Source organism: Nonomuraea sp. NPDC050451 (genome assembly GCF_044458585.1).
The window spans coordinates 42,765-68,006 of record NZ_JBITHZ010000042.1 but is presented as its reverse complement, the minus strand read 5'-3'; the positions used below and the strand labels follow the sequence as shown (position 1 = coordinate 68,006).

At 70.8% G+C, this 25,242-nt stretch carries 27 protein-coding genes; 17 read left to right on the top strand and 10 right to left on the bottom strand.

Annotation, left to right across the window (positions count from 1 at the left end; translation table 11 throughout):
- Nucleotides 1-7: 7 nt before the first annotated feature.
- Together ACIBI9_RS57640 and ACIBI9_RS57635 are read right to left on the bottom strand one after the other, a co-directional pair.
- Entirely contained in the window at nt 8-424 is a 417-nt protein-coding gene (locus ACIBI9_RS57640) for a VOC family protein (protein WP_397235917.1), read from the bottom strand.
- Between the two features lie 10 nt (nt 425-434).
- The gene (locus tag ACIBI9_RS57635; protein ID WP_397235989.1) at nt 435-809 is read right to left on the bottom strand and encodes a helix-turn-helix transcriptional regulator; all 375 of its coding nucleotides are present in this window, start codon (nt 807-809) and stop codon (nt 435-437) included.
- 342 nt (nt 810-1,151) lie between these two features.
- Between ACIBI9_RS57635 and ACIBI9_RS57630 the strand changes: the two genes are divergently transcribed.
- From ACIBI9_RS57630 to ACIBI9_RS57615, 4 genes are all read left to right on the top strand, one after another.
- Entirely contained in the window at nt 1,152-3,542 is a 2,391-nt protein-coding gene (locus tag ACIBI9_RS57630) for an ATP-binding cassette domain-containing protein (RefSeq protein ID WP_397235916.1), read from the top strand.
- Nucleotides 3,543-3,603: 61 nt separating this feature from the next.
- On the top strand, nt 3,604-5,034 hold the full coding sequence (purB, locus tag ACIBI9_RS57625) for an adenylosuccinate lyase (RefSeq protein ID WP_397235915.1): 1,431 nt from the start codon (nt 3,604-3,606) through the stop codon (nt 5,032-5,034).
- 16 nt (nt 5,035-5,050) lie between these two features.
- Nucleotides 5,051-5,785: a GNAT family N-acetyltransferase gene (locus tag ACIBI9_RS57620; protein ID WP_397235914.1), complete on the top strand. Its 735-nt coding sequence runs from the start codon at nt 5,051-5,053 to the stop codon at nt 5,783-5,785.
- Nucleotides 5,786-5,849: 64 nt separating this feature from the next.
- Nucleotides 5,850-6,902, top strand: coding sequence for a DUF4037 domain-containing protein (locus ACIBI9_RS57615; RefSeq protein ID WP_397235913.1), 1,053 nt, complete (start codon nt 5,850-5,852; stop codon nt 6,900-6,902).
- Between the two features lie 59 nt (nt 6,903-6,961).
- Here ACIBI9_RS57615 and ACIBI9_RS57610 read toward each other — a convergent pair whose 3' ends face one another.
- Nucleotides 6,962-7,759, bottom strand: a complete 798-nt coding sequence (locus ACIBI9_RS57610; RefSeq protein WP_397235912.1) for an SRPBCC domain-containing protein — start codon at nt 7,757-7,759, stop codon at nt 6,962-6,964.
- Nucleotides 7,756-8,064 (bottom strand): ArsR/SmtB family transcription factor, encoded by a 309-nt coding sequence (locus tag ACIBI9_RS57605; RefSeq protein WP_397235911.1) that lies wholly within the window; start codon nt 8,062-8,064, stop codon nt 7,756-7,758. The genes ACIBI9_RS57610 and ACIBI9_RS57605 overlap by 4 nt, the downstream gene beginning before the upstream one ends.
- Nucleotides 8,065-8,164: 100 nt before the next feature.
- Between ACIBI9_RS57605 and ACIBI9_RS57600 the strand changes: the two genes are divergently transcribed.
- The 5 genes from ACIBI9_RS57600 to ACIBI9_RS57580 all read left to right on the top strand — a co-directional run bounded on the left by ACIBI9_RS57600 (nt 8,165) and on the right by ACIBI9_RS57580 (nt 11,491).
- On the top strand, nt 8,165-8,956 hold the full coding sequence (locus ACIBI9_RS57600) for a MerR family transcriptional regulator (RefSeq protein WP_397235910.1): 792 nt from the start codon (nt 8,165-8,167) through the stop codon (nt 8,954-8,956).
- Nucleotides 8,953-9,483, top strand: a complete 531-nt coding sequence (locus ACIBI9_RS57595) for a hypothetical protein (protein ID WP_397235908.1) — start codon at nt 8,953-8,955, stop codon at nt 9,481-9,483. Before ACIBI9_RS57600 ends, ACIBI9_RS57595 begins: the two co-directional genes overlap by 4 nt.
- 148 nt (nt 9,484-9,631) lie before the next feature.
- On the top strand, nt 9,632-10,780 hold the full coding sequence (locus ACIBI9_RS57590) for a hypothetical protein (protein WP_397235987.1): 1,149 nt from the start codon (nt 9,632-9,634) through the stop codon (nt 10,778-10,780).
- Nucleotides 10,781-10,910: 130 nt separating this feature from the next.
- Nucleotides 10,911-11,102: a DUF5999 family protein gene (locus ACIBI9_RS57585; protein WP_397235907.1), complete on the top strand. Its 192-nt coding sequence runs from the start codon at nt 10,911-10,913 to the stop codon at nt 11,100-11,102.
- Nucleotides 11,099-11,491: an ATP-binding protein gene (locus ACIBI9_RS57580; protein WP_397235906.1), complete on the top strand. Its 393-nt coding sequence runs from the start codon at nt 11,099-11,101 to the stop codon at nt 11,489-11,491. Before ACIBI9_RS57585 ends, ACIBI9_RS57580 begins: the two co-directional genes overlap by 4 nt.
- A 10-nt stretch (nt 11,492-11,501) precedes the next feature.
- Here ACIBI9_RS57580 and ACIBI9_RS57575 read toward each other — a convergent pair whose 3' ends face one another.
- Nucleotides 11,502-12,110: a hypothetical protein gene (locus tag ACIBI9_RS57575; protein WP_397235905.1), complete on the bottom strand. Its 609-nt coding sequence runs from the start codon at nt 12,108-12,110 to the stop codon at nt 11,502-11,504.
- 205 nt (nt 12,111-12,315) lie between these two features.
- On the opposite strand from ACIBI9_RS57575, the gene ACIBI9_RS57570 reads away from it, so the two are divergent.
- Nucleotides 12,316-14,649, top strand: a complete 2,334-nt coding sequence (locus ACIBI9_RS57570; RefSeq protein WP_397235904.1) for an ATP-binding protein — start codon at nt 12,316-12,318, stop codon at nt 14,647-14,649.
- Nucleotides 14,650-14,880: 231 nt separating this feature from the next.
- Here the strand turns inward: ACIBI9_RS57570 and ACIBI9_RS57565 are convergent, their stop codons facing one another.
- Nucleotides 14,881-15,390 carry a hypothetical protein gene (locus tag ACIBI9_RS57565; RefSeq protein ID WP_397235903.1) on the bottom strand — a complete coding sequence of 170 codons (510 nt, stop codon included), beginning with the start codon at nt 15,388-15,390 and terminating at the stop codon, nt 14,881-14,883.
- Nucleotides 15,391-15,606: 216 nt separating this feature from the next.
- On the opposite strand from ACIBI9_RS57565, the gene ACIBI9_RS57560 reads away from it, so the two are divergent.
- The 3 genes from ACIBI9_RS57560 (at nt 15,607) to ACIBI9_RS57550 (ending at nt 18,670) form a co-directional block, all read left to right on the top strand.
- A complete protein-coding gene (locus tag ACIBI9_RS57560) occupies nt 15,607-16,227 on the top strand; it encodes a TetR/AcrR family transcriptional regulator (RefSeq protein ID WP_397235902.1) in 621 nt (206 codons plus the stop codon).
- A gap of 304 nt (nt 16,228-16,531) precedes the next feature.
- Entirely contained in the window at nt 16,532-17,296 is a 765-nt protein-coding gene (locus ACIBI9_RS57555) for a PIG-L family deacetylase (protein WP_397235901.1), read from the top strand.
- A gap of 285 nt (nt 17,297-17,581) precedes the next feature.
- Entirely contained in the window at nt 17,582-18,670 is a 1,089-nt protein-coding gene (locus tag ACIBI9_RS57550) for an alpha/beta fold hydrolase (protein ID WP_397235900.1), read from the top strand.
- A gap of 360 nt (nt 18,671-19,030) precedes the next feature.
- Here ACIBI9_RS57550 and ACIBI9_RS57545 read toward each other — a convergent pair whose 3' ends face one another.
- Both ACIBI9_RS57545 and ACIBI9_RS57540 read right to left on the bottom strand, forming a co-directional pair.
- Complete coding sequence (locus ACIBI9_RS57545) at nt 19,031-19,468, bottom strand: hypothetical protein (protein ID WP_397235899.1); 438 nt, start codon at nt 19,466-19,468, stop codon at nt 19,031-19,033.
- 77 nt (nt 19,469-19,545) lie between these two features.
- Nucleotides 19,546-19,689 (bottom strand): hypothetical protein, encoded by a 144-nt coding sequence (locus tag ACIBI9_RS57540; RefSeq protein ID WP_397235898.1) that lies wholly within the window; start codon nt 19,687-19,689, stop codon nt 19,546-19,548.
- Between the two features lie 257 nt (nt 19,690-19,946).
- On the opposite strand from ACIBI9_RS57540, the gene ACIBI9_RS57535 reads away from it, so the two are divergent.
- Entirely contained in the window at nt 19,947-20,315 is a 369-nt protein-coding gene (locus ACIBI9_RS57535; protein ID WP_397235897.1) for a hypothetical protein, read from the top strand.
- A 242-nt stretch (nt 20,316-20,557) separates the two neighbouring features.
- Here ACIBI9_RS57535 and ACIBI9_RS57530 read toward each other — a convergent pair whose 3' ends face one another.
- Nucleotides 20,558-21,283 carry an alpha/beta fold hydrolase gene (locus ACIBI9_RS57530; RefSeq protein ID WP_397235896.1) on the bottom strand — a complete coding sequence of 242 codons (726 nt, stop codon included), beginning with the start codon at nt 21,281-21,283 and terminating at the stop codon, nt 20,558-20,560.
- 236 nt (nt 21,284-21,519) lie between these two features.
- A complete protein-coding gene (locus tag ACIBI9_RS57525) occupies nt 21,520-22,569 on the bottom strand; it encodes a P1 family peptidase (protein WP_397235895.1) in 1,050 nt (349 codons plus the stop codon).
- A gap of 25 nt (nt 22,570-22,594) precedes the next feature.
- On the opposite strand from ACIBI9_RS57525, the gene ACIBI9_RS57520 reads away from it, so the two are divergent.
- From ACIBI9_RS57520 to ACIBI9_RS57510, 3 genes are all read left to right on the top strand, one after another.
- Entirely contained in the window at nt 22,595-23,320 is a 726-nt protein-coding gene (locus ACIBI9_RS57520) for an MBL fold metallo-hydrolase (protein WP_397235894.1), read from the top strand.
- Between the two features lie 181 nt (nt 23,321-23,501).
- Nucleotides 23,502-24,671 (top strand): MFS transporter, encoded by a 1,170-nt coding sequence (locus ACIBI9_RS57515; protein WP_397235893.1) that lies wholly within the window; start codon nt 23,502-23,504, stop codon nt 24,669-24,671.
- 208 nt (nt 24,672-24,879) lie between these two features.
- Nucleotides 24,880-25,242: a hypothetical protein gene (locus ACIBI9_RS57510; RefSeq protein ID WP_397235892.1), complete on the top strand. Its 363-nt coding sequence runs from the start codon at nt 24,880-24,882 to the stop codon at nt 25,240-25,242.

The following is a 25,242-nucleotide window of genomic DNA, read 5'->3' as shown; positions in this document are numbered from 1 at the left end:
CCGGGGCTCACTTCTTGAGGGTCTGGTTGAAGCGCAGCATGTTGCCGGCGGGGTCGCGGAAGGCGCAGTCGCGGACGCCGTAGAACTGGTCCATCGGCTCCTGTAGCACCTCGCCGCCGGCGGCGCTGATGCGTTCGAAGGTGGCGTCGCAGTCGTCGGTGGTGAAGATGATGCCGCGCAGCAGGCCTTTGGCCATCAGCTCGGCCATGACCTGTTTGTCGGCCGGTGAGGCGTTGGGGTCGGCGAGTGGTGGTTCGAGGACGATGTCCACGTCCGGCTGGGAGGGCGACCCGACGGTCACCCAGCGCATCCCCTCGTACCCGACGTCGTTGCGTACCTCCAGGCCGAGTACGTCGCGGTAGAAGGCGAGCGCCTTGTCGTGGTCGTCGACGGCGATGAAGCAGGTGGAGAGCTTGATGTCCATGCACTTCACCCTACGGGCGAGCGGTGGGGCTCGCTTCTCCATTCCTGACCGGTCGTGTGTAGATCTTGGCTATGCAGGCGGGGATGTCGGCGGCGTGGTCGTGGTCGCGGGCCCGGTAGGCGCTGGGGCTCTCGCCGACCAGTTGGGTGAAGCGGGTGCTGAACGATCCGAGTGACGTACAGCCGACCGCGAAGCAGACCTCGGTGACGGACAGGTCGCCGCGCCGCAGCAGTGCTTTGGCCCGCTCGATGCGGCGGGTCATCAGGTAGCTGTAGGGGGTCTCGCCGTACGCGGCGCGGAAGCTGCGGGAGAAGTGGCCCGGGGACATCAGGGCGTCATGGGCCAGCGCCGGGACGTCGAGGGGCTCGGCGTAGTCGCGGTCCATCCGGTCGCGGGCGCGCCGCAGCCGGACAAGATCGTCGAGGTCCTGCCGTTTCACCTCGTCAGTTTCTCACAGCATCCGGGCGCGACCGGTCAGGAATGGAGAAGCGTGTTCCGGTGGGCTGCGGCTAGCGTGACCGGCACAGACATAACCTTTTCGAACAGGAGTGACCATGACCGGCTCTTCCACCCAGCCCGATGGCAACGTCCTGGGGCTGCTTCAGGACCGGTGAATGCCGGTTCCTGCCGACAGAAAACCCGACATAATCCTCGAAACTGGTCGGATCGAGCCAGGCGACGCCGACGGGGACCGCGAAGGCGGTCCTGCCCCACAGATGGAGACACGATGAGCAAGGCCACGAGCACGGACCCGCAGTCGCCTGCGCCGCACGCTGCCGACAGCCACGACCTGATCCGCGTGCACGGCGCGCGCGAGAACAACCTCAAGGACGTCAGCATCGAGATCCCGAAGCGCCGGCTGACGGTGTTCACCGGCGTCTCCGGCTCGGGCAAGAGCTCGCTGGTGTTCAACACGATCGCCGCGGAGTCGCAGCGGATGATCAACGAGACCTACAGCACCTTCGTGCAGGGCTTCATGCCGACGCTGGCGCGGCCCGAGGTCGACGTGCTGGAAGGGCTGACGACCGCGATCATCGTGGACCAGCAGCGCATGGGCTCCGACCCCCGCTCCACGGTCGGCACCGCCACCGACGCCAACGCGATGCTGCGCATCCTGTTCAGCCGGCTCGGGCAGCCGCACATCGGCTCGCCCAACGCCTTCTCCTTCAACGTCCCCTCGGTACGGGCCAGCGGCGCGATCACCGTGGAGCGCGGCGCCAAAAAGACGGAGGTGCAGACCTTCACCCGCACCGGCGGCATGTGCACGCGCTGCGAAGGCCGGGGCGCGGTCTCCGACATCGACCTCACCCAGCTCTACGACGACTCCAAGTCGCTGGCCGAGGGCGCGTTCACCATCCCCGGCTGGAAGTCCGACAGCTTCTTCACCGTACGGGTCTACGCCGAGTCGGGCCTGCTCGACCCGAACAAGCCGATCCGCGACTTCACCAAGAAGGAGATGCAGGACTTCCTCTACCGGGAGCCCACCAAGGTCAAGGTCGAGGGCGTGAACCTCACCTTCGAGGGGCTGATCCCCAAGATCCAGAAGTCGTTCCTGTCCAAGGACCGGGAGGCGATGCAGCCGCACATCCGGGAGTTCGTGGACCGGGCGGTCACCTTCACCACCTGCCCCGAGTGCGACGGCACCCGGCTCAGCGAGGCCGCCCGCTCCTCGCGGATCAACGGCGTCAGCATCGCCGACGCGTGCGCGATGCAGATCAGCGACCTGGCCGACTGGATTCGCGGCCTCGACGAGCCGTCGGTTGCGCCGCTGCTGGCGACGCTGCTGCGGACGCTGGAGTCGTTCGTGGAGATCGGGCTGGGCTACCTGTCGCTCGAACGGCCGGCGGGCACGCTGTCGGGCGGCGAGGCGCAGCGCGTCAAGATGATCCGCCACCTCGGCTCCTCGCTCACCGACACCACCTACGTCTTCGACGAGCCCACCATCGGCCTGCACCCCCACGACATCCAGCGGATGAACGACCTGCTGCGGCGGCTGCGGGACAAGGGCAACACGGTGCTCGTCGTGGAGCACAAGCCGGAGGCGATCGCGATCGCCGACCACGTCGTCGACCTCGGCCCCGGCGCCGGTACGGCGGGCGGCACCGTCTGCTTCGAGGGCACCGTCGAAGGGCTGCGGGCCAGCGGCACCGTCACCGGCCGCCACCTGGACGACCGGGCCGCCCTCAAGGAGAGCGTGCGCAAGCCCACCGGCACGCTGGAGATCCGCGGCGCGAGCGCGAACAACCTGCGTGACGTCGACGTCGACATCCCCCTCGGCGTGCTGGCCGTCGTCACCGGCGTCGCCGGCTCCGGCAAGAGCTCGCTGGTGCACGGGTCGATCCCCGCCAGGGCGGGCGTGGTGTCGATCGACCAGAGCGCGATCCGCGGCTCGCGGCGCAGCAACCCGGCGACCTACACCGGCCTGCTCGACCCGATCCGCAAGGCGTTCGCGAAGGCCAACGGCGTCAAGCCGGCGCTGTTCAGCGCCAACTCCGAGGGCGCCTGCCCCGCCTGCAACGGCGCCGGTGTCATCTTCACCGACCTGGCCATGATGGCCGGCGTCTCCACCGTGTGCGAGGAGTGCGACGGCAAGCGGTTCCAGGCCTCGGTGCTGGAGCACCACCTCGGCGGCCGCGACATCAGCGAGGTGCTGGCGATGCCGGTGGCCGAGGCCGAGGAGTTCTTCGGCGCGGGTGAGGCGCGCACGCCGGCCGCGCACGCCATCCTCGGCCGGCTGGCCGACGTCGGGCTCGGCTACCTGAGCCTGGGCCAGCCGCTCACCACGCTGTCCGGCGGCGAGCGGCAGCGGCTCAAGCTGGCCACCCGCATGGCCGACAAGGGCGGCGTGTACGTCCTGGACGAGCCGACCACCGGCCTGCACCTGGCCGACGTCGAGCAGCTGCTCGGCCTGCTGGACCGGCTGGTCGACTCCGGCAAGTCGGTCATCGTCATCGAACACCACCAGGCGGTCATGGCGCACGCCGACTGGATCATCGACCTCGGCCCGGGCGCCGGTCACGACGGCGGCCGGATCGTGTTCGAGGGCACGCCCGCCGACCTCGTCGCCGCCCGCTCCACCCTCACCGGTGAGCACCTCGCGGCCTACGTCGGAGCGTGATCGCGGCGCTCGCGTGGCCTGGTGCCGTGCGGGCGCGGGCGTGTGAATAGACTTGTCCGACGTGACGTCCAAGCCGCGTATCCCGAATGTCCTGGCCTCGCGTTATGCCTCGCCGGAGCTGGCCCGCCTGTGGTCCCCCGAATACAAGATCATCGCTGAGCGGCGGTTGTGGCTGGCGGTGCTGCGGGCGCAGGCCGAGCTGGGGGTGACGGTCCCGGAGGGCGCGGTCGACGACTACGAGAAGGTGGTCGAGCAGGTCGACGTCGACTCGATCGCGGCGCGTGAGCGGGTGACGCGGCACGACGTGAAGGCGCGCATCGAGGAGTTCAACGCGCTGGCCGGTCACGAGCAGGTGCACAAGGGGATGACCTCGCGCGACCTGACCGAGAACGTCGAGCAGCTGCAGATCCGTGACAGCCTGCTGCTGGCGCGTGACCGGGTGGTGGCGTTGCTGGCGCGCCTGGCGACGCTGGCCGAGGAGCACAAGACCACGGTGGTCGCCGGGCGTTCGCACAACGTGGCGGCGCAGGCGACCACGCTGGGCAAGCGGTTCGCGTCGGCGGCCGATGAGCTGCTGGTGGCCTACCGGCGGCTGGAGGAGCTGATCGGCCGCTACCCGCTGCGCGGGATCAAGGGGCCGGTGGGCACCGCGCAGGACATGCTCGATCTTCTGGGCGGCGACCAAGGCAAGCTGGCCGAGCTGGAGGAGAAGGTGGCCGCGCACCTGGGGTTCGCGCACCGCTTCACCAGCGTGGGGCAGGTTTACCCGCGTTCGCTGGACTTCGAGGTGGTGACGGCGCTGGTGCAGCTGGCGGCGGCGCCGTCGTCGCTGGCCAAGACGATCCGGCTGATGGCCGGGCACGAGCTGGTCACCGAGGGGTTCAAGGAGGGGCAGGTCGGCTCGTCGGCGATGCCCCACAAGATGAACACCCGCTCCTGCGAGCGCGTCAACGGCCTGGCCGTCGTGCTGCGGGGCTACGCCTCGATGGCGGGCGAGCTGGCGGGCGACCAGTGGAACGAGGGCGACGTGTCGTGCTCGGTGGTGCGCCGGGTGGCGCTGCCTGACGCGTTCTTCGCCTTCGACGGGCTGGTGGAGACGATGCTGACGGTGCTGGACGAGTTCGGCGCCTTCCCGGCGGTCATCGCCGCCGAGCTGGAGCGCTATCTGCCGTTCCTGGCCACGACGAAGATGCTCATGGCGGCGGTGCGGGCCGGGGTGGGCCGGGAGACGGGGCACGAGCTGATCAAGGAGCACGCGGTGGGGGCGGCGCTGGCGATGCGCTCGCGCGGCGCCGGCAACGAACTGCTCGACCTGCTGGCGGCCGACACCCGCTTCCCGCTGGACCGGGCCCGGCTGGAGGCGCTGCTGGCCGACCAGGTGTCGTTCACCGGGGCGGCGGCCGACCAGGTGGAGGCCGTCGCCCGGCAGGTGGGCGAGGTCGTGACGGCGCACCCGGAGGCGGCAGCCTACCGGCCCGGCGCCATCCTGTAACGAGCTGTGGCGCGCTGTGACCATACGGGAGTTACGCGACGACGCCGAGGTGCGCGCCGCGTGCGGTGACGACGACCTGCTGGTGTGGGCGGCGCAGGGGCTACGCGGCGGCGCGCGGGCGTGGGCGCTGGGCGGTGCGGTGGCCGCCGCCGGCCCCGGGGCCTCGCGCCGCGACCGGCTGGGCGTGTGGGGCGCGGCCTCGGACGCGGTGGAGCTGGTGCGGCACGCGCTGGCCGAGCTGGGGCCCTCCTACCGGCCGTTCGGGGAGCTGGAGCTGGTACGCGAGGTGAGCGCCAAGCTCGACGGCCTGCGCGAGTCAGGGACGTTCTCCTGGATGAGCCTGCCGGCGCTGGACGGCCCCGCCCCCGGCGGGGTGGGCTGGCTGGAGCCGGAGGCCGAGGACGAGGTCGCGGCGCTGCTGGCGGCCGACGCGCCCGACTCGTACGCGGTGCCCGGCATCGCCGGGGTGCGGCGGTGGGCCGGGGTGCGCGTCGGCGGTGAGCTGGCGGCGGTGGCGGCCGACGCCTGGTCGGCGCCCAGCGTGGGCCTGCTGGCCGGGGTGGCGACGAAGGCGGGCCTGCGGGGACGTGGGCTGGCCGACCGGGTGTGCCGGTGGGCGTCGGGCGAGCTGCTGGCCGCCTACGGGCGGGCGGCGCTGATGGTCGACGACGCCAACGTGGCGGCCGTCACGGTCTATGAGCGGATCGGCTACCGGCGCCGGCGGGTGATGGCCTCTCGCGTGGCCGGGTGACCCGCGCGGGCACCGGGAAAATCGGGTGAGGTTCGGGCGGCGCTGGGGCAGAGTTGACGGCGTGATGTCCGATTTTGTACCTGGTATTGAGTTGTCCCGCGCCTTCTACGGCGAGGTGGTGGCGCCTTTGGTGTCCGGCGTCCCGCACAGCGCCGCGTTGATCGGGCCGGGGTCGGAGGTGCTGGAGTTCGACACGGCCCGCTCGGCCGACCATGACTGGGGGCCGCGGGTGCTGGTGTTCGTGGCGCCCGGGACGGCGCCCGAGGTGCGGGCCAGGGTGGTGGCGGGCCTGCCGGAGCGGTTCGGCGGTTTTCCGACCGTGTTCGGCTACCACGGCAGCGTGCAGCCCGGGGTGGCGGTGACGGAGCTGGGGTCGTGGCTGGTGGAGCGGCTGGGTTTCGACCCGCGTGAGGGGGTGTCGCTGCTGGACTGGCTGTCGGCGCCGTGGCAGAGCCTGGCCGAGGTGACGCGGGGTGAGGTGTTCCACGACGGGCTGGAGGCCGCCGCTCCCGGGGGCGGGCTGGAGGCGGCCCGCGCGGCGTTGCGCTGGTATCCGGAGGATGTGTGGCGGTATGTGCTGGCGTGTCAGTGGCGGCGGATCGCCCAGGAGGAGCCGTTCCCGGGCCGATGTGGCGAGGTGGGCGATGAGCTGGGCTCGGCCGTGGTGGGGGCGCGGCTGGCACGGGAGGTGATGCGGCTGGCGCTGCTGTTGCGGCGGCGCTACCCGCCGTACGCGAAATGGCTCGGCAGCGCGCTGGCGCGCATGCCGGGCTCGACGGAGCTGGGGGAGTGCCTGGGGGCGGCGGTGGCGGCGCGCTCCTGGCGGGAGCGGCAGGAGGGGCTGTCGGGGGCGTACGCGCGGGTGGCGGCGCTGCAGAACCGCATGGCGCTGGCCGAGCGGCTGGATGAGCGGGTACGGGGGTTCTTCGACCGGCCGTTCGAGGTGATCGGCGGGGACCGGTTCGCGCAGGCGCTGCTGGAGTCGGTGTCGGACCCGGTGATCAGGGGGTTGCCGGTGGTGGGGTGCGTGGATCAGCTGTCGGATTCGACGGATCTGGTGATAGCGCCGGGGCGGGCGCGGGCGCTGACTGCGGCGGTGCTCGGCCTCGGAGCTTAGTGATCTACATTGTAAAGGGCGGGGGTGGTTGCACCCCACTCTTCACCCCCTGAAAACCCCTAATCCACAAGGGAAGAGGCCAGTTCCTCGACATGGATGCGCCAGGCGTCGAGGAAGGTGGTGTCGCCGGCGTGGGTGACGATGAGCCGGGCGCCCTGGCCGGTGCCCTGGGTGAGCTCCCAGCGGACGGGGCCGGTCGGGGTGTCGTATTCGAGGAGTTTGGCGCTCTCGGCCCGTGTGACCGGCCCGGGGCGGAGGCCGGGTGCGGTGAAGGGGGCGGGCGGGGGGTCGCCGAGGGTGGCGTCGTCGCCGTTGAGCAGGTGCCAGACGTCTTCGGCGGGGCGGGTGAGCTGGCGTTCGACGCGTACGTCGCCGTTTTCGGCGGTGGCGGGGACGAGGCCGAGGATGGCGACGTAGTCCTCGTGGAGGCGGGCGAATTCGGCGGGTTGTTTGTCGGCGGGTTGCTGGACGGGGCGTTCGTCGAGGGTGTGGAGCAGGGCCATGAGGCAGGTGTGCCAGCCGGAGGCGAAGCTGGCGGCGCCGTGGTGGTCGGTGAAGGTGTGGGTGAAGGTGAGGATGCTGGCGTGGGGGCCGTCGGGGTGGATCTCCCAGCGGAGTTCGTCGTCGCCCCAGGTGTGGGCGTAGGTGTGGGGTGGGTTGTTCTCGGTGATGCGGCCGCCGGGTCCGAAGCCGTAGGTGATGTGGTCGCCGTCGATGGTGACGGGGGCGGGGAACCAGTGGGCGAGGTGTTCGGGTCGGGTGATGGCGCGCCAGATTTTTTCGGGTGGGTGGGGGAGGCGGCGTTGCATGCGCAGGGTGGTGCGGCCGTCGGGGTGGATGGTGAGGTTTTCGTTCATTGGTCGTCTTCCATGGTGTCGAGGTGGTGTTCGAGGCGGTCGAGGCTGTGGTTCCAGAGTTTGCGGTAGGGGGTGAGCCAGGCGTCGATTTCGGCGAGGGGGGCGGGGCGGAGTTCGTACCAGCGGCGTTGGGCGTCTTTGCGGACGGTGACGAGGCCGGCTTCGCGCAGGACTCGGAGGTGTTTGGAGGTGCCGGGTTGGGTGAGGCCGAGGTGGGTGGTGAGTTCGCTGACGAGGCGGGGGCGTTCGAGGAGGAGGTCGAGGATGTGGCGGCGGGCCGGTTCTGCGAGCACGTCGAAGCGCATGGCTCGTTAATATACCCGCTTGGCTATATACCGGCAAGGGCATGTATTGGTCGTAGGCGCTCGCCTGAGCTCGCTGGACTCTCCCTCGGTGGGAGGGTCCATGCTGGTGGGCGTGGATGAGGAGTTGCTGCCGATCGGGCAGTTCGCCCGGTTGGGGCGGTTGAGTGTGAAGCAGTTGCGTCACTATGACGAGCTGGGGTTGTTGCGGCCGGCGCAGGTGGATGCGGTGACGGGTTACCGGTTTTATCGGGCGTCGCAGGCTCGGGTGGCGTTGTCGATCGCGTTGCTGCGGTCGCTGGATGTGCCGCTGGCGGTGGTGGGCGAGGTGCTGGCGGGTGGGGCGCAGGCGCTCGAAGGGGTCAGGGAGGATCTGGAGGCGGAGCTGGCGCGGCGGCGTCGTACGCTCGCGTCGTTGGAGCGGGTGATGGCGCAGGGGTTGCCGTCGGTGCCGGTGCGGGTGGTGGAGGAGCCGGCGCGGCGGGTGGCGGTGGCGACAGAGCGGGCGGCGGGTCCTGAGGATGTGGGGCGGGCGGCGTCGGCGGCGCTGTCGCGGCTGCTGGGGCCGGCCGGTGGGGGGCCGGTGCAGCTGATCGGGTTGTTCCCGGTGGACTTCGGCGAGGTGTTCGACGTGGAGGCCGCCCGGGTGCTCGGGGACGGGGAGGGTGGCGGGGGTGCGCCGGTGCGGGTGTTGCCGGGGGGCCGGTTCGCCTGTGCGACGCATGTGGGGCCTTATGACCAGATGTCCCTGACGGCGCATGCGGTGCTGGCCTGGTGTGGTGAGCGCCGGTGTGCGGTACGGGGGCCGATTCGCGAGGTGTACGTGTCGGATCCGGCGGTGACCTCGCCTGACCATCTCGTCACGCAACTGATGATCTGTTTGGAGGAGTCATGAATCCTGAACTGACCACGTACGGTCCGGTGACCTGCCTGAACGTGACGGGCATGGGTGAGCCGGGCGGGAGTGAGCACCTGTCGGCCATCGGCGCGCTTTTCGCGGTGGCGGCGGGGATGGGTGGCCCGGCGGGGCCGCTGGAGGGGTTGTGGTTCGTGGAGGACGAGCGGCCGGGGCTGGAGGTGCCGCGGGAGTTGTGGCGCTGGCATCTGCTGCTGCCTCTTGCGGAGGTGCCGGAGCCGGGGCTGGTGGAGCGGGCGCGGGAGGCGGCGCGGTCGTCGGGGGCGGCGGTGGACCGGGTGCGGGTGGCGACGTTCACCGAGGGGGAGTGTGTGGAGGTGCTGCATGTGGGCGCCTTCAGTGAGGAGTATCGGTCGCTGGCGGTGATGGAGGTGTTCATGGCCGAGCGGGGGCTGGTGCCCAACGGGCCGCATCATGAGGTGTATCTGACGCCGTTCGACGATCCGGAGCCGCGTACGGTGCTGCGTCAGCCGGTGCGTCAGCTGGTGCGTCAAGGGCCGGCCTGAAGCGGGCTCTCGCGGGCGTCGCCGGGGCGGCGTTAGCATGGCCGGTGGCGGCCGTCCCCGCCCAACCTCCGGCCACCCGCCCCAGCCGGGTCACCTGAAGGAGGCAAAGGGAGGTTCACCTCTCGGACGGAGGATCTGCCGGTTGGTCGTGCGCCTGCCGCGCCGGTCGCTGGGGGACGTCGCGGACGGCGCTCGGGAGACGTTCATGACCAAGCAGGCGGATTTCAAGCGGCGGGTGCGTGCCCGCATGGCCAAGACCGGTGAGTCGTACGCGATCGCGCGCCGCAGGCTGCTGGGTGAGCAGCCTGCCTGCGAAGAGGACCGGATGGCGGCGGCGCTGCACATCAGCAACGGCGACTGCACCGACCTGGCGGGCACGGGGCTGGCCCGGCGGATCGTGTTCTGGCGGGACGTGCTGCACGAAGGGCCGGTCCCGGCGCTGGGGCGTGAGGAGCTGCGCCGGGTCAGGGCCGCGTTCCTGGTGGGGGCGCACGCCGATGACCACGGCGAGGGGCTGGGCATGTTCCTGGAGCGCGACGCGGCCGTGGAGGCCAACCGGGGCGGCGAGTACGTGCTGTGGTTCGAGGCCGACCTGTACGACCAGCTGCAGATCGTGCAGATCCTCGCCCGGCTGGCCGAGCTGGAGGTGCCGGCCGAGGCCGTCACGTTGATCTGCATCGGGGAGCATCCCGGCATCGCCCGTTTCGGCGGTCTGGGCGAGTTGCGTGCGGAGCAGTTGCGGGAGCTGCCGGCGACGAGGGCGTGTGCGAGGCTCACTCCGGCCGCGCTGGATCTGGCCACTCGGGCGTGGGCGGCCTTTCGCGCCCCGACGCCGGAGGGCCTGCCGGCGATCGCCGCCACCCGCTCCGGGGAGCTGCGTTTCCTCGGCGAGGCTTTCGAGCGCCTGAGCCGTGAGTATCCCTCCACGCGTGACGGGCTGTCTCTCACCGAGCGGCGGGTCCTGGCCGCGGCCGCGGCGCAGGAGGGTACGGCCGGGGATGTGTTCGTGCGCGCGACGGCGCGTGAGGCGCGTCCCTATCTGGGGGACACGTCGTGTTTCGCGATGATGGACCGGCTGGCCGGGGCTCCATACCCGCTGCTGGAGCTGCGGTCCGCCGGCGTCCCGGTCGAGTGGGGCACGCTGGTGCGGCTGACTGCTGTCGGCGCCCGGGTGCTGGCGGGTGAGGAGGATCATGTGCGGCTCAACGGCGTCGACCGCTGGATCGGTGGGGTGCATCTGAGCGGGCGTGACGTGCGGTGGAGGTGGGACGAGGGCCGGGAGGCCCTGACGACGTGAGGGTACCTACGTACCCATCAGACGTAGGTACCTATAAGGGTATTTTTCACCTCTTCTTGACGGGGTGCTGTGAGGCACGTTGGAAGCGTACGGAAAACAGCTGGATGCGAGGAACGGGGGAATCCGCACCATGTGTACGCACCAGCCTCCCTGTCCTCCGGCGAACTCGGCCGCTCACCAGGCCGCGCGCCTGGTCGCCTACCACCCCGAGCAGGGATGGGGACTGCTGTGCAACGGGGTGGTGTTCTTCGACGACACCGGCGAGCTGCTGCCCGACGGCCGCAGCGTCGTGCCGGTCCCTGTCCTGGAGCGGGCCGCGTGAGCGCCGTCCTGGCGTCGTGGACGTTCACGTCGCAGGCGGCCTCGGTGCGCCGGGCCCGGCACGCCGCCCGCGCCCAGCTGGCGGAGTGGGGGCTGCAGCAGGCCTGCGACTTCGCCGAGCTGCTGATCAGCGAGCTGGTCACCAACGCGGTCCGGCACGCGCGCGGCCTGGTACGCATGAGCCTGTCGGCGGCCGACGGGCTGCTGCGCTGCGAGGTGGAGGACTCCAGCCCGGTGCTGCCGAGCCCGCGCGCCGCCTGCCGCGACGACGAGGGTTCGCGCGGGCTGCTGCTGGTGGAGGTGCTCTCGTCCGGCTGGGGCAGCGTCCCCACGGGCCGGGGCAAGCTGGTCTGGTTCGAGGTGCCCGTACGGATGCCGGCCCATGCGTGAGCGGGCGCGGTTAACGCGGCGAGTACAGCCACGGCTCGCGCAGGTCGAAGTAGTCCACGTCGGAGACGAACAGCTCCTTCCACTCCCGCAGCAGCTCCCGGATCGCGGGCGGCTGCAGCTTGGCCTCCCCCTGCCGGGCCGCCAGCTCGCTGGTGAAGTACGCGGTCTCGACGCAGCCGCCCTGCCCGTAGAAGGCGGCGGTGCCGCCCATGAGGTCCGGCCGGAAGCCCGCCAGCTCCTCCTGCCCCCGCTCCAGTACCTCGCGCACCTGGGCGGGGTCGCGCACGCGCCCCTGCAGCACCTGGACGAACCTCGCCTCGTCCGACCCGCCGCCCAGGTATTCGACCACCTGCTCGCAGTCGAGGAAGGTCACCTCGCCGGCGAACAGCTTGGCGGTCTCCACCCACCACTGCCCCTGCTCGGGCCGGTCGCTGTTTCGGCGGGCCGCCAGACGGGTGGCGAAGCGGGCGACGTTGACGAACAGGCCGTCGTCGGTGACTCCGGCCGTGGTGCCCAGCCAGCCCTCCGCGCCGGGCGACAGCTCGCCCACCCACCGCTCCAGCGCCTCGTGCAGATCGCCGGCGTCGATCGCCCGGCCCTCGATGACCTGGATGAACATGGTTTGCCCCTCTCCTTCCCTCCACGCTAGGAGCGGCCGGCCGTCAAGGTCGAGACGCCGTTACACCATGCGATGGCCAAAACTTGTTGTGGGTTCTTGACCGTGCTCGTCTGGGATAACGGCCGGGACATAACCTGGGGGCGACGACGTGGGATGCGAGCCGACGGCAGCGCCGGCCGCGTCGCGGAAGGCGCCAATGACAGCGGTGACTGCCAGCACCTACGGAGGGCGGCCCAACGGCGGGCTGCCGGCCGAGGTGACGAGTTTCGTGGGGCGTCGGCACGAGGTGGCCGAGGTCAAACAGCTGCTGTCCGCCTCCAGGGCTGTCACGCTGACCGGCGTGGGCGGCGTCGGCAAGACGCGCCTGGCGGTGCGGGTGGGCCAGGACGTGCGGCGGGCCTTCCGGGACGGGGTGTGGCTGGTGGAGCTGGCCGAGCTGGACGGCCCGGCGATGCTCGCCCAGGCCGTGGCCGAGGCGCTGGAGATCCGCGACCACACCGCCGACACCCCGATGCGGGTGCTGACCTGCCACCTGCGCGACAAGCAGGCCCTGCTGATCCTCGACAACTGCGAGCACATGATCGCCGAGTGCGCGTCGCTGAGCGAGACGCTGCTGCGGGCGGCGCCGGATCTGCGGGTGCTGGCCACCAGCCGGCAGGCGATGGGCATCGCCGGCGAGCAGGCGGTGCCCGTGGCGCCGCTGCCGCTGCCGGATGTTCAGGTGCCGCTGGAGAAGCTGATACGGCAGGACGCGGTGCGGCTGTTCGCCGAACGCGCCCGCGCGGTCCTGCCGTCTTTCACCGTCGCGGAGGACAACCGGGAGGTCGTCACCCGCATCGTGCGCCTGCTGGACGGGCTGCCGCTGGCGATCGAGCTGGCGGCGGTGCGCATGCGGGCCCTGTCGGCCGAGCAGCTGCTCGACCGGCTCGACGACCGCTTCCGCCTGCTGACCGGCGGGTCGAGGGCGGTGCTGCCCCGGCACCAGACGCTGCGGGCGCTGATCGATTGGAGTTACGCGCTGTGTTCGCAAGAAGAGCGCCTGATGTGGGAACGGGCCTCGGTGTTCGCGGGGGGCCTGGACCTGGAGGCGGCAGAGGCGGTGTGCGGCGGGGACGGGATCGACCCGCAGGACGTCGTCGACCTGGTGATCGGCCTGGTGGACAAGTCCGTGCTGATACGAGAGGACCATCCGGGCGGCGTACGCTACCGGATGCTGGAGACGCTGCGGCAGTACGGTCGCGAACGGCTCACGGGCTCCGGCTGCGAGCCCGCCCTGCAACGACAGCACCGCACTTATTACCGCGACCTGGCGGCGCGGGCCAGGGCGGAGCTGTTCGGGCCCGGCCAGGTGGCCTGGTTCGCCCGGCTGCGGCGCGAGCATGCCAACCTGCGGGCCGCCCTGGACAGCTGGCTGAACACCCCGCAGGAGGCCCGCGCGGGGCTGAGCATGTCCGGCGACCTGCTGTATCACTGGATCACCAGTTATTACCTGGCTGAGGGCCGCGGCTGGCTGGAGCAGGGGCTGGCCGCGGACACCGAGCCCAGCCGGGTACGGGCCGGCGCCCTGTGGGCCGGCAGCTGGCTGGCGATCATCCAGGCCGACATCCCGGCCGCCACCGCCATGCTCGCCGAGAGCCGCCGGCTCGGCGAGGAACTGGACGATGAGCCGGTCCTGGCCTACGTGGCCCTGTTCTCCGGAATGGTGGCCATGTGCGAGGGGCGAACGGAAGCCGCGATCGAGCTATACAGGGACGCCCTTGCCCGCCACCGCCGTACCGGCGACCCGGTCGGGATCGCGCTGTCGCTCATCCGGCTGACGCTCGCCCACTCGTTCCTGGGTGACTCCTCGGCCGCCATCGCGGCGGGCGAGGAGTGCCTGGCCGAATGCGACGCCCACGGGGAGGGCTGGCACAAGGCGTACACGACGATGGCGCTGGGCGTGCAGGTGTGGCGCCAGGGGGACCTGGGGCGGGCGACGGAGCTGGAGAAGCAGAGCCTGACCTTCAACCGCGCGGTCGGCGATCCGCTCGGCGCCGGCGTCAACATCGAGGTGCTGGCCTGGATCGCCGCCAGCCAGGGCCGTCACCAGCGGGCCGCGCGCCTGCTGGGCGTGCTGCAGACCATGTGGAGCTGCGCGGGGGCGCCGCTGTCGGGCTACGGGCATCTGGCCCGTTACCACGACGAGTGCGAGCGGGCCATGCGTGAGGCGCTGGGGGAGCCGGCGTTCGAGACGGCCGTGCGGCGCGGGGCCCGTATGCCGCTGGAGGAGGCCCTGGCCTACGCGCTGGAGGAGGACAAGCCGGAGCGGCCCGTCAAGGAGGAAGGGGAGACGCCGCTGACGCGGCGGGAGAAGGAGATCGCCGAGCTGGTCGCCCAGGGGATGACGAACAAGGAGATCGCGGCGTCCCTGGTGATCGCGCAGCGCACGGCGGAGGGGCACATCGAGCACATCTTGACCAAGCTGGGGTTCAGCTCGCGGGCGCAGATCGCGGTGTGGGTGGGGGAGCGGGCCCGGGCCAACGGCCACGACGAGCAGTGAAGGGCCGGCGCTGGGGGAGGCTGGAACCGGCTCCAGGGTGAGGGTCGGTTCCGGCCAGTCGGCGGTGTCAGAACGGCAGTGGCCGTCCTGACGGGGTCCGCAGGTCCACACCCTGGGCGGGGCGGCGCGTCGGCCGCTTGGAGACGCGGATCCTTGTCTGGCGCACGATGCGTCATTCCTTTCCCTCGGTGCCGCTCGGGCGGCAGGTACGGGTCTGGGTGCTGGGCGGGGTCAGGCGTGCTCGCAGGCGCGTTCGCCGGTGACGAGCTCGAACCAGACGACCTTGCCGGCGACCCCCCAGCAGCAGGCCAGCCGGGCCAGCAGCGGGTTGTGCCCGCGTTCGGCGGCCTTGCGGCAGGGTGCGACGAAGGCGAGCGCGGGACGGTCGTCCTCGATCTCGCAGCGCAGCAGGTCGTCCTCGGCCCACAGCGAGAGCCTGATCCTTGCGGTGGCCTGCCGCAGGGCGTCGGCGACCAGCGCGCCGACCAGCAGGTCGGCGTTCTCGGCCTGTTCGCGTAGCCCCCAGGCGGCCAGGCGGACCGCGGTCATGCGTCGCGCGCCCGGCACCGCCGAAGGCCGTGCCGACAGCAGCCACGACACCGAGCGGTCCTGCCCCGCCCAGCCGGCGCGAACGGCCAGGCCATCCCCCATGGCCAGGAGCCCGTTCCGGGACAGCAGCCGCAGCGCGGGCTGCTGCCCGGCGGTGCTGTCCTCGACGTGCGGCTGCAACATGGCTGGCACGTGTATCGTCTCCTCCCCGGGTTGGCGGATGTGTTGAAAGACACGTTTAGCTTCGCTCCGACCCGCCCCCGAGGTAGACGGGATAAATCCCCATATGGGTACCTATTCACCCGTATGTCCGTACGGGTAGTGGCTGCATCCCCGTTGTGGCGGCCACCGGAAGACCGCGGACGACGGGCCCCGCGGCTCATAGTCGACCGGTCGTAAACTGGCCTCATGGGCCGGACCAGTGATGCTCGCGAGCGGATTCTGAGCGCCGCGCGCTCGCTCATCGAGACGCACGGCTACTCAGCCCTGGGGGTGGCCGAGATCTGCCGGACCGCCGGCGTGCCCAAGGGCAGCTTCTACTACTTCTTCGAGTCGAAGGAGACCCTCGCGCTGGCCGTCATCGACGAGCACTGGGCCGGCCAGGAACGCGCCTGGGCGACCGCTCTCGGCGGGCAGGCTCAACCGCTGCTGCGCCTGCGCCGGCTGTTCGAGGTCACGGAGGCCGGCCTCCGTGACGCCCAGCAGAGCTGCGGCACCGTCTCGGGGTGTCTGTTCGGCAACCTCACCCTGGAGATGAGCAACCAGACCGAGGCCGTCCGCACCCGGCTGCAGGAGATCTTCGACGCCCAGGTCGAGATGGTCGAATCGATCATCGCCGAGGCTCGTGAGCGGCAGGAGGTCGAGGTGACCGACACGCGGGAAGCCGCGCGGGCGGTGGTCGCCCAGCTCGAGGGTCAGGTGCTGTTCGCCAAGCTCTACAACAGCACCCACCGGCTCGGCCCCTTGTGGGCTAACTACCTTGCCCTGCTCGGCGCCCGTACGCCGCGGGAGACCACGGCCGGCGTCTGACGCCCGCCCACTGCAGTGAACAGAGACTCGAAGGAGCTCCCGGGTCGAGGTACGCCTGCCGCGCTGACCAGGTGGCAAGGCGACTCCACGCCCGCATCGCCCAGCGAGGCCGTCGGCCAGGACCCTCTCCGGCTGCGCCGGTTCCCCTGCCGGGCCGGGCGGCCGATGTGGATGTGGCCCCGCGGCGCGCCTCGACGATAGGCCACGATGGCCAGGCCCCGGCCCGCTTCCATGATGTGGGCCCGCACGCCATGATCTGGGATGCGCCCGCCACCGGCGGGAATTGATCACTTAGGAGGCATTTGTGGACTTTGGGGTGCTGTGCGTGCACGCGCATCCGGACGACGAGGCGATCTGGACCGGCGGAACCCTGGCCAAATACGCCGACGAAGGCGCCAGGACCGCCGTCGTCACGTGCACGTGGGCCCAGGGAACCCAACGGGCCGGGGAACTGGAGCGCTCCCTGGACATCCTCGGCGCGGGCAAACCGAGGCTGCTCGGCTACGCCGACGCCCGCAAACCCGAATCCGGGCCCGGCAGCCCCCGTTTCCTGGACGTGCCGCTCGACGAGGCGGTAGGACGGGTCGTGGAGCACATCAGGGACTTCCGGCCCGATGTCGTGCTCACCTATGACGGGTACGGCTCGTACGGACATCCGGATCACGTGCACGTACACCGGGTGACCATGGCCGCGGTCGAAGCGGCCGGATACGACCAGCTCTACCCGGACATGGGCGATCCCTGGCGGCCGCGCGCCCTCTACCTGGCGACCATCCCGCGATCCGTCGTGGTGTCACACTGGCAAGCGGTGTTCGGAACGCCTCCTGAGCCGGACCAGAAGCTGCCAGGCGTCCCCGACGAGCAGGTCAGCACCCACCTCGACGTCGGGAAGTGGGCCGGTCGCAAGTGGGCCGCCATGCAGGCGCACGAGTCCGAGGTCGGGCGTGGCGCGTCGATGACCTTGCTCACCTCACTGCCGGAACAGGCGCGCGCGCAGATGCTGGCGAACGAGTGGTACCGGCGCGTCCTCTACACGGGGACCCCGGAGACCACCCTTTCAAGATCTTGATCTTGAACGTTCGAAGCGTCCGAACCAGCCGCCTGCGCCGGCCCACATCCCCATGCCCCGGGTCCGTCATCAACCGGCACCCGTGATAGCCGCAGGTCACACTCGTTCTCGCCTGCGGATCGCCCGGACCTTCTTCGACGGCGGAGAGAGACGACACGATCACACGTTGACGTGGCATGAGCGATTCGGGCGGCGGGCAGGGCCGCCGGATAGCCGACAACGAGCGCACGGGCGTACGAGCAAAGGCAGCGGCCGGGCTGCTCATCATCTTCGCGGTCCTGGCCCGTGGCCGGGCTTGGCGCGCTGTGGGCCACCGCCGCGGCCGGCGGCAACCGGTACGTGGCGCTGGCCGTGGCCGCGCCGGCGCCGGCGGGCGTCGCCTGGTGGTTGTGCCGGTTGGCGCTGCGGCGGGTGGCGCGCTTGCAGGTACGGCGCCGGATGCCGATCGCAGTCACCGGGGTGCAGCCGGCGGCCGCGGCCGCGCCTCTCGCGGGCCTGTCCAGCCGCCTGTCCGACGTAGGCGGCTACACGGTCGCCCGGCACGTCGCCGACCTGGACGCCGTCAGGGCCACGATCGGCGCCGACCGCGTCGTCCTGGCCGGCGTCTCCTGGGGTGGCCAGCTCGTCGCCGCCTACCTGGCCGCGCACCCGGACCGGGTGGCCCGCGCGGTCGTGGCCTCGCCGGGAACCATGTGGTCTCCCGCCTTCCCGGACAACCGGCACCTGACGGAGAGCGGGCTGCGCGACCAGAACCGGGCGCTGTGGGACCACTATCCGCGCTTGCTGCTGGCCGCCGCGCTCGTCGAGGTCGCGGGGCCACGCGCCGCCCACGCGCTGCTGCCGGACGAGGCGATGGACGGCGAGTTCGAGTCCTTCGTCGGCGAGCTCGACCTGCGGGCGGGATGCCCCGGCCGGCCGCTGCGGGTGCCGCCGTCGGGGTCGGGGTTCTGGGCCAACGTCATGACCGCACGCGAGCCGGCCGGGCCGCCGACCTCCGGCCCGCGCTGCGCCGGATCGCCGTGCCCGTGCTGGTGCTGCGCGGCACGTGCGACTACCTGGCGCCCGAGGTCGCCCGCGAGTACGCCGACGTGCTGCCGAACGCCGTCTTCCGCGCGATCGACGGCTCCGGCCACGACATCGCCCATGACCGGCCCGACGAGTACGGGGAACTGGTCACCGCGTTCCTGCTCGGCCAGACCACTCCGTGAGCCGACGAGCACGGCTCTCCCCAATCAACCATCCGCGAATTGGTCTGGGAAATGCCGCCCGCCATCGCGGCCCAAGCCCTCGGCCACACCGCCGGCCCTGGCCGGGGCGTCCAAGGCACGCAATGCCTCCCACCAGCGCCAACGCCGGGAACTCACGGCACCTTGATGGCCGAGCGGGGGCGTTGGGGGATCGTGAAGGTGGATGCCGACACCGGTGCCGACCAGCAGCACGGTGGCGGTTTGTGCCCGGTCGCCCAGGTTCTTCGTCTTCCGTCGACCCCGACGACCGCCAGGTCCTGCGCGAGTCGACCGCCCGCTCACGCGCCGTCGTCCTCGGTCGCCGGCACTTCGACTGTTCACCGGCCGAGCGCCGCGCATGCTGGTGCAGCAGAGCGTGATCTCGACATCGACCACGACGCACCTGACCTGCGTCATCTGACGATGTCGTAGGTGGCGTTACCGAACGCCAAGCAATCAACCCGCAGCCTCCCCGGGCCCGCGCTCGGCCTTGCCGGAGACGACGCGCTCAGGTCACGGGCAGTGCGGTGGCCAGCAGCACCACGCCGAGCGACCCCACCAGCCCGCTCACCGCCAAGGTACGCGCCAGTCGTGGACGGCCCGCACCCGCGGCCCAGCCGTGTGCCCCGGCGGCGATCATCACAGCGCAGAACAGTGCCAGTTTGGCGGCCAGGACGCGACCGTAGCCAGGCTCGGCGAGCGAGGCCCAGGTGATGCCCTTGTGCCAGGCGATGGCCACGCCGGTGGCGATCTGCACGGGCACGAACCCGGCCACCGTCACCAAGCCGAAGCGCCGGCCGACGGCGGTCAGGACCTCGGCGCGCCGCTGCTCGTCGAGCAGGCGCCGGGCCAGGGGCAGGACCACCAGCGACAGTGCGAGCTGCCCGCCGACCCACAGCGCCGCACCAAGCACGTGCAGGAACCGCACCACCGACCACCATGTCATCGCGAACTCACCTTGCGTCGACCCCTATGCGCGGTACCCGGATTCGCCGCGACGGCCGGATACCCGTGGCCCATCTTCTACGACACCGGTACCGGCCCTCGACGTGAGGTCGTCAGCTCGACCACGATGAGCGTCAGCGTGGTGACCGCCGCCAGCAGCGCCAGGCCCAGGCCGTTGGAACCGCGCCGACCGTAGACGAAACCCATCACCAGTGGCGGCACGCACCCGCTCACCCCACCGGCAGGTGCCACCTTGTCGGGCGGCACAACCTGGGCGACGCGCTTAAGGCGAAGGGGCGTCGCTACCATCGTGCGAAAGGCGATCGCCCCCACTGGCATCAGATCGGCGGGTGTGAAGCCTTGCACCGCCGAGCGGCGGGTGCGGGCCCGGCCAAAAGTCCGTTGAATGCCCTGCCACTGCCCTGGTCTGCCCTGTTTCCCGTACTGAGAATCAGTGCTGGAAACCTGAGGAGGCAGACATGGCACACACGGGATCGCGTTTGAAGAAGCCAGGCATCGTCCTGAGCACGGCCGCCATGCTGGGCACAGCCGTCGCGCTGCTGACGGGCGGCACCGCGAGCGCCGACCAAGCGTCATCGAGCGTGGCGCTCGCGGTTACCTGCGGAGACAGCGCGCTGTCAGCCGACTGGTACTTCAACTCCTCGCACTACAACCCCAACGCGTGCGCCAAGTGTCAGGAGGCGGGCGCCAGACTCGAGGCAACAGGCAGCTGGCGCGCCTACTGCAAGCGGCGGTACAACCCGGCCGGCACGCTCACCCGAGTGGACCTCTATCGCTTCTGCGTGGCTTGCCGAAGCACCGAGGCGGCCCGCGTCGAGCGCCCCTAGGGATGTGCCGCCGGCGTCGGTAAAAGGAAGACCTCGACATTGACCACGAATTGACCAGGCTCATAGCGTTGGCCAGGATGGCGTAGCCCATGCTGGGCTGGGGGAGTTGCCCTCCCCGTTTCGGAGTCCGAGGCCTCCAGAGTTGCCAGATCGACGATCTCCTGTATCCGGGGAAACTGAGCAAGGCGTCAGCCTTCTGGCATGGCTGCAGGGAACCACACGGAGGGCTTGGGCGGGGGAGTTCACTGACGGAGGAATGCCAGCAGCGACTCCGCCAGGGCGTCCGGCGCCTCCTCGGCCATGTGATGTCCGCTGTCGATCGCGTGGCCGGTCACGTTATCGGCCCAGGTGCGCCAGATCGCCAACGGGTCGCCGTACAACTCCTCCATGTCGTCCTTGGCCGACCACAGGAACAGGGTCGGGCAGGTGAGGCGGCGGCCTGCGGCACGGTCGGCGTCGTCGGCGGCGCGGTCCACGGTCAGACCGGCTCGGTAGTCCTCACACATCGCGTGCACGGTGTCCGGGTCGTGGATGGCGCGGTGGTAGTCCTCGTACGCCTCCTGGCCCATCTGCTCGGCGGTCGCCGTGTACCAGGCGTCGGGGTCGGCGTTGATGACGCGCTCGGCGGGTTTGGCGGTCTGCCCCAGGAAGAACCAGTGCCACCAGGCCGCGGCGAACCTCGCATCGGCGCGGGCCAGCGCCTCGCCGATGGGGATGCCGTCCATCACGATCAAGCGCGTGACGGCGCCGGGGTGGTCGGCGGCCAAGCGGTGGGCGACGTACGCGCCGCGATCGTGCCCCGCCACGGCGAAGCGGTGGTGACCCAGCACCCGCATGAGGGCGACCATGTCGCCGGCCATGGCCCGCTTGGAGTAGGGCGCGTGGTCGGCGGTGGTGGGCGGCTTGCCGGAGACGAACAGCTCCGTCTCGCCCACGTCGATCATGCTGGTTGCGAAGTCCTCGAACATCCGCTGCTTCTACCCCGAACCGGCGCGGCAGGTGCTCCATCGGGCACGAAATGTTGACCCGCGGTCCGGTCCGACGCCGACGGCTTCCGTGATCACGAAGGGTGAGGTCCTTGGGCGGCGGTGGCCGGTGCTGGCGCGCCACGGTGATGTGGTGGTCGACCTCTTCGGCACAATGCCGGGGTGGCGGGGGAGACCATGGCAAGAGCGAGGCCCGGCTCGGGCGCGGCGAACGCCGTTCACGGGTGCGGGCTGGCGCTGTTTCCCAGAAGCCGATCGTAGGGCAGCGCATGACTGGTGCGGCCGCGCACGCCCGTGGTGGTCGTCGCGGTGAACAGGGAGTTGAGCAGCGCCTCCTCGACTGAGTCCATGACCGCGGCGAACACGGGGTTCAGCCTGCCGTCAGGCATGGGCGGGAGTTGCGGTGGCGCCGTGGTGAAGGCGATGGCATAGTCGCCGCTCCCGTTGGAGTACGACGCTCCCACGCGGCCCATCGCGAAGATCGCCCGGCGGGCGAGGCGGCCGAGCTGACGTGCGTCGAGTGGCGCGTCGGTGGCCACCACGATCATGCAGGAGTTGCCGGCGGGTTCGTCCCGGTTCCCTCCCGGGACGAGTTCGCCGACCGGCATCGGGACGCCCCGGACGGTCAGCACGCCGCCGAAGTTCGCCTGGACCAGCGCTCCGACCGTGACCGGAGCACCGGCCGCCACCGGCCGCCGGGAGGAGGTGCCGATGCCGGCCTTGAATCCCAGGGCCGTCGTCCCCGTGCCCGCCCCCACGCATCCCTCCGCAGGCAGTGCGCCGGATGCTCCTTCCAGCGCGTCGAGCACGTGCCGTTCGGTGATCGGGCGGCGCCGGATGTCGGACAGGAAGCCGTCGTTGGTCTCTCCTACGACGGGGTTGAACGAAAGCCCGTCCGGGCAGCGGTCCATCAGATAGGTGAGCAGCGCGTCAGCCGCCCGGAACGCCGACAAGGTGGCGGTCAGGACGACGGGGGACTCCAGCACGCCGAGTTCGTCGATCTGGGTGGAGCCGACCAGCTTGCCGTATCCGTTACCGGCGTACACGGCCGCCGGCAGCCCTCGCCGTTCGGCGCTCAGGTGCTCGGGAACGACGGCGGTGACCCCGGTGTGCAGATCGGCGCCGTCGTCGACGGTGGTGTGACCCACCAAGACGCCCTCGACATCGGTGATCGCGTTCAACGGCCCGGTCGGCAGGTCGCCGACGACGACGCCCAGCTCGCGCGCCCGCGCGCGTCCCGTCGTGGATGCGGTGAAGTCATGGCTCATGAGTCGTCGATGTTACGCTCTGCCGGTGCGAGAGGCGTTACGGCATCTGGCGGGCCGCGTCTGGTGGTATCCCCATGACGAGGACCATGACAATGTGCAGGCAGGCGCCGCGGTCATCGCCGACCATGCGGGCACCGTGGTCGTCGACGCCGGCAACAGCCCATCGGCCGCGCTCCGGATACAGGCGGCGATCGAAGCCGCCGGGCTGCCCGCCGCACGGCAGCTGATCTATACGCACCACCACTGGGACCATGTCTGGGGAGCGTGCGCGTGGCCGGAGGTGGAGATCATCGGTCACCGGGCCGGCGCCCGCATACTGGAGGCGGAGGCCCGGCGCCCGTGGAGTCACCGATACCTGCGTGACGAGGTCGAGGCGAATCCTCGGCTCGGCCCCAGTTTCCGGGCACGCGCATGGGCGATGCCCTCCTGGGAGGGATTCGCGGTGATTCCACCGCACACCGAGTTCGACGACGTGCTCACCCTGCCGAGCGGAGTCGAGGTGAGGCACGTCGGAGGACGGCATGCCGAGGACTCGACGGTGGTGGCCGTACCGGACTCCGGTGTGCTCCTGCTGGGAGACTGCTTCTACCCGCCGCCGTACCACGTGCGTGAGCCGGGCGACGGATACGCCGTCGGCCTGGTCGAGCTCCTGCTGGACGAGTACGCCGGCTACGACTGGTCCGTCGACAGCCACCACCGTCCCCGATCGGCGCAGGACGTGCGCGACGTACTCGGCACCGCGTCACGTTGAGGGCTCCCACTTACGCGGCTCACTGCCCCCAAGCGGCTGACCAGCCAGATCGCTCAACAGCTGCAGAGCAGAGCGCGAAAACACGTTGCCGTAGAACCCCGCAAAAACGTATGGTTTTGCGCTCGTGATCACAGTGGTGGAGCGAGTCCTGCCTGCCCGGCTAGGGACAGGATTCCGATGGTTGCTGGCCTCGAGCTGGCTGACGAATCTCGGTGACGGCGTCGCGGCCGCCGCGGGCCCGCTGCTGATCGCGACGTTGACCCGCGACCCGCTGATGATTTCGCTGTCGGCTCTGGTGAGCTGGGCGCCGCCGCTGCTGTTCGGCCTGTATGCGGGCGTACTGTCCGATCGGCACGACCGGCGCAGGATCGTGCTCGTCGCGAACGCGGTACGGGCCGCGGTACTGGCAGCACTCGCCGCGCTCATGGTGACCGGCACCGTCACCGTGGCGACGGCGCTGGCGGCGCTCACGCTCCGGTCCATCGCCGAAGTGTTCGCCGACAACGCGACGGCCACGCTGACACCCATGATGGTCAGCAAGGACGATCTCACCATCGCCAACGCCCGCCTGGGCACGGGATTCATCACGCTCAACCAGCTCGCCGGGCCGCCGATCGGCGCGGCACTGTTCGGCCTCGGCTTGACCTGGCCGTTCGCGAGCCAGCTGCTCCTGGTGGTGGCGGGGATCATCCTGGTCTCGCGGATCACGTTGCCGCCGCACGGCCGCCAGGCCGACGATCCCAGGCCTAATACCGTACGGGAACTCATCGCGGGGTTCAGCTGGACCATCAAGCACGCGGCGGTCCGCACGCTGGCGCTCACGATCCTGATCTTCAACTTCACGTTCGGCGCGGCCTGGTCGGTCCTCGTCCTCTACACCCAGGAGCAGCTCGGCCTCGGCGCCATGGGCTTCGGCCTGATGACCACCATCGGCGGGATCGGCGGCTTGATCGGCACCGGCCTGTACGGGGCCATCACCCGCAGGGTGAGCCTCGGCGCCCTGATGCGGATCGGGCTCATCATCGAAACGTTCACCCACCTGGGCCTGGCCTTGACCCATTCGCCGTGGGTCGCCGGGGGAATCTTCCTGGCCTTCGGCGCACACGCCTTCATATGGGGCACGACCTCGGTCACCGTCCGCCAGCGCGCGGTCCCGCGCGAACTCCAGGGCCGGGTGGGCAGCGTCAACACCATCTGCGTCTACGCCGGTCTGGTGGTCGGCTCGCTGATCGGCGGTGTCCTGGCCACCCGCTTCGGTGTCGCGGCGCCCTTCTGGTTCGCCTTCGCCGGCTCCGCGGTGTTCGTGGTGCTGCTGTGGCGGCAGCTCATGCTCATCGCCCACGACGACTGAGATGTCCGCCAGATGCGCATACGGCGTCAACCAGCAAAGGTGTCCTCGAACACAGATACGCATGGACACGATACGTGATAGCACGGATACTCATCGTGTCAGTTCCTTTACCCCCCGCGATCAGACCACCACTCTCGGTGCGCATTCGCTCGCGTGCCGCGCGCTGCCCGGAGTCGTGGCCGTCAGGGGACAGGACAGAAGGAGAACGATGCAGTCGAAGTGGTTCCTGGCCATCCCTCTCACCGCCCTCGCGGCGGGGGCATGCCTGACGACGACCGCCGCCGCCAGCCAGGCGTCCGTACCGGTCCCGGCGGCCGCCCGCCCATCGGCTCTGCCACCCGGCTACCAGCTCGTCACCCTGCCCAACGCCAACGTCCCCAACTTCCAGCGCCGCACGCTCTACTGCCCGGGCAGCAAGAGGGTCCTCGGCGGCGGCGCCGAGGCCCGCGGCAACAGGGCGATCCTGGTCGGGTCGTTCCCCACCGATGACGGCCGCGGCTGGATCGGCATCGGCCGCCAGGACGGCTACAGCGACGTCGGCATCAGCGTCTTCGCCATCTGCGCCGACTGA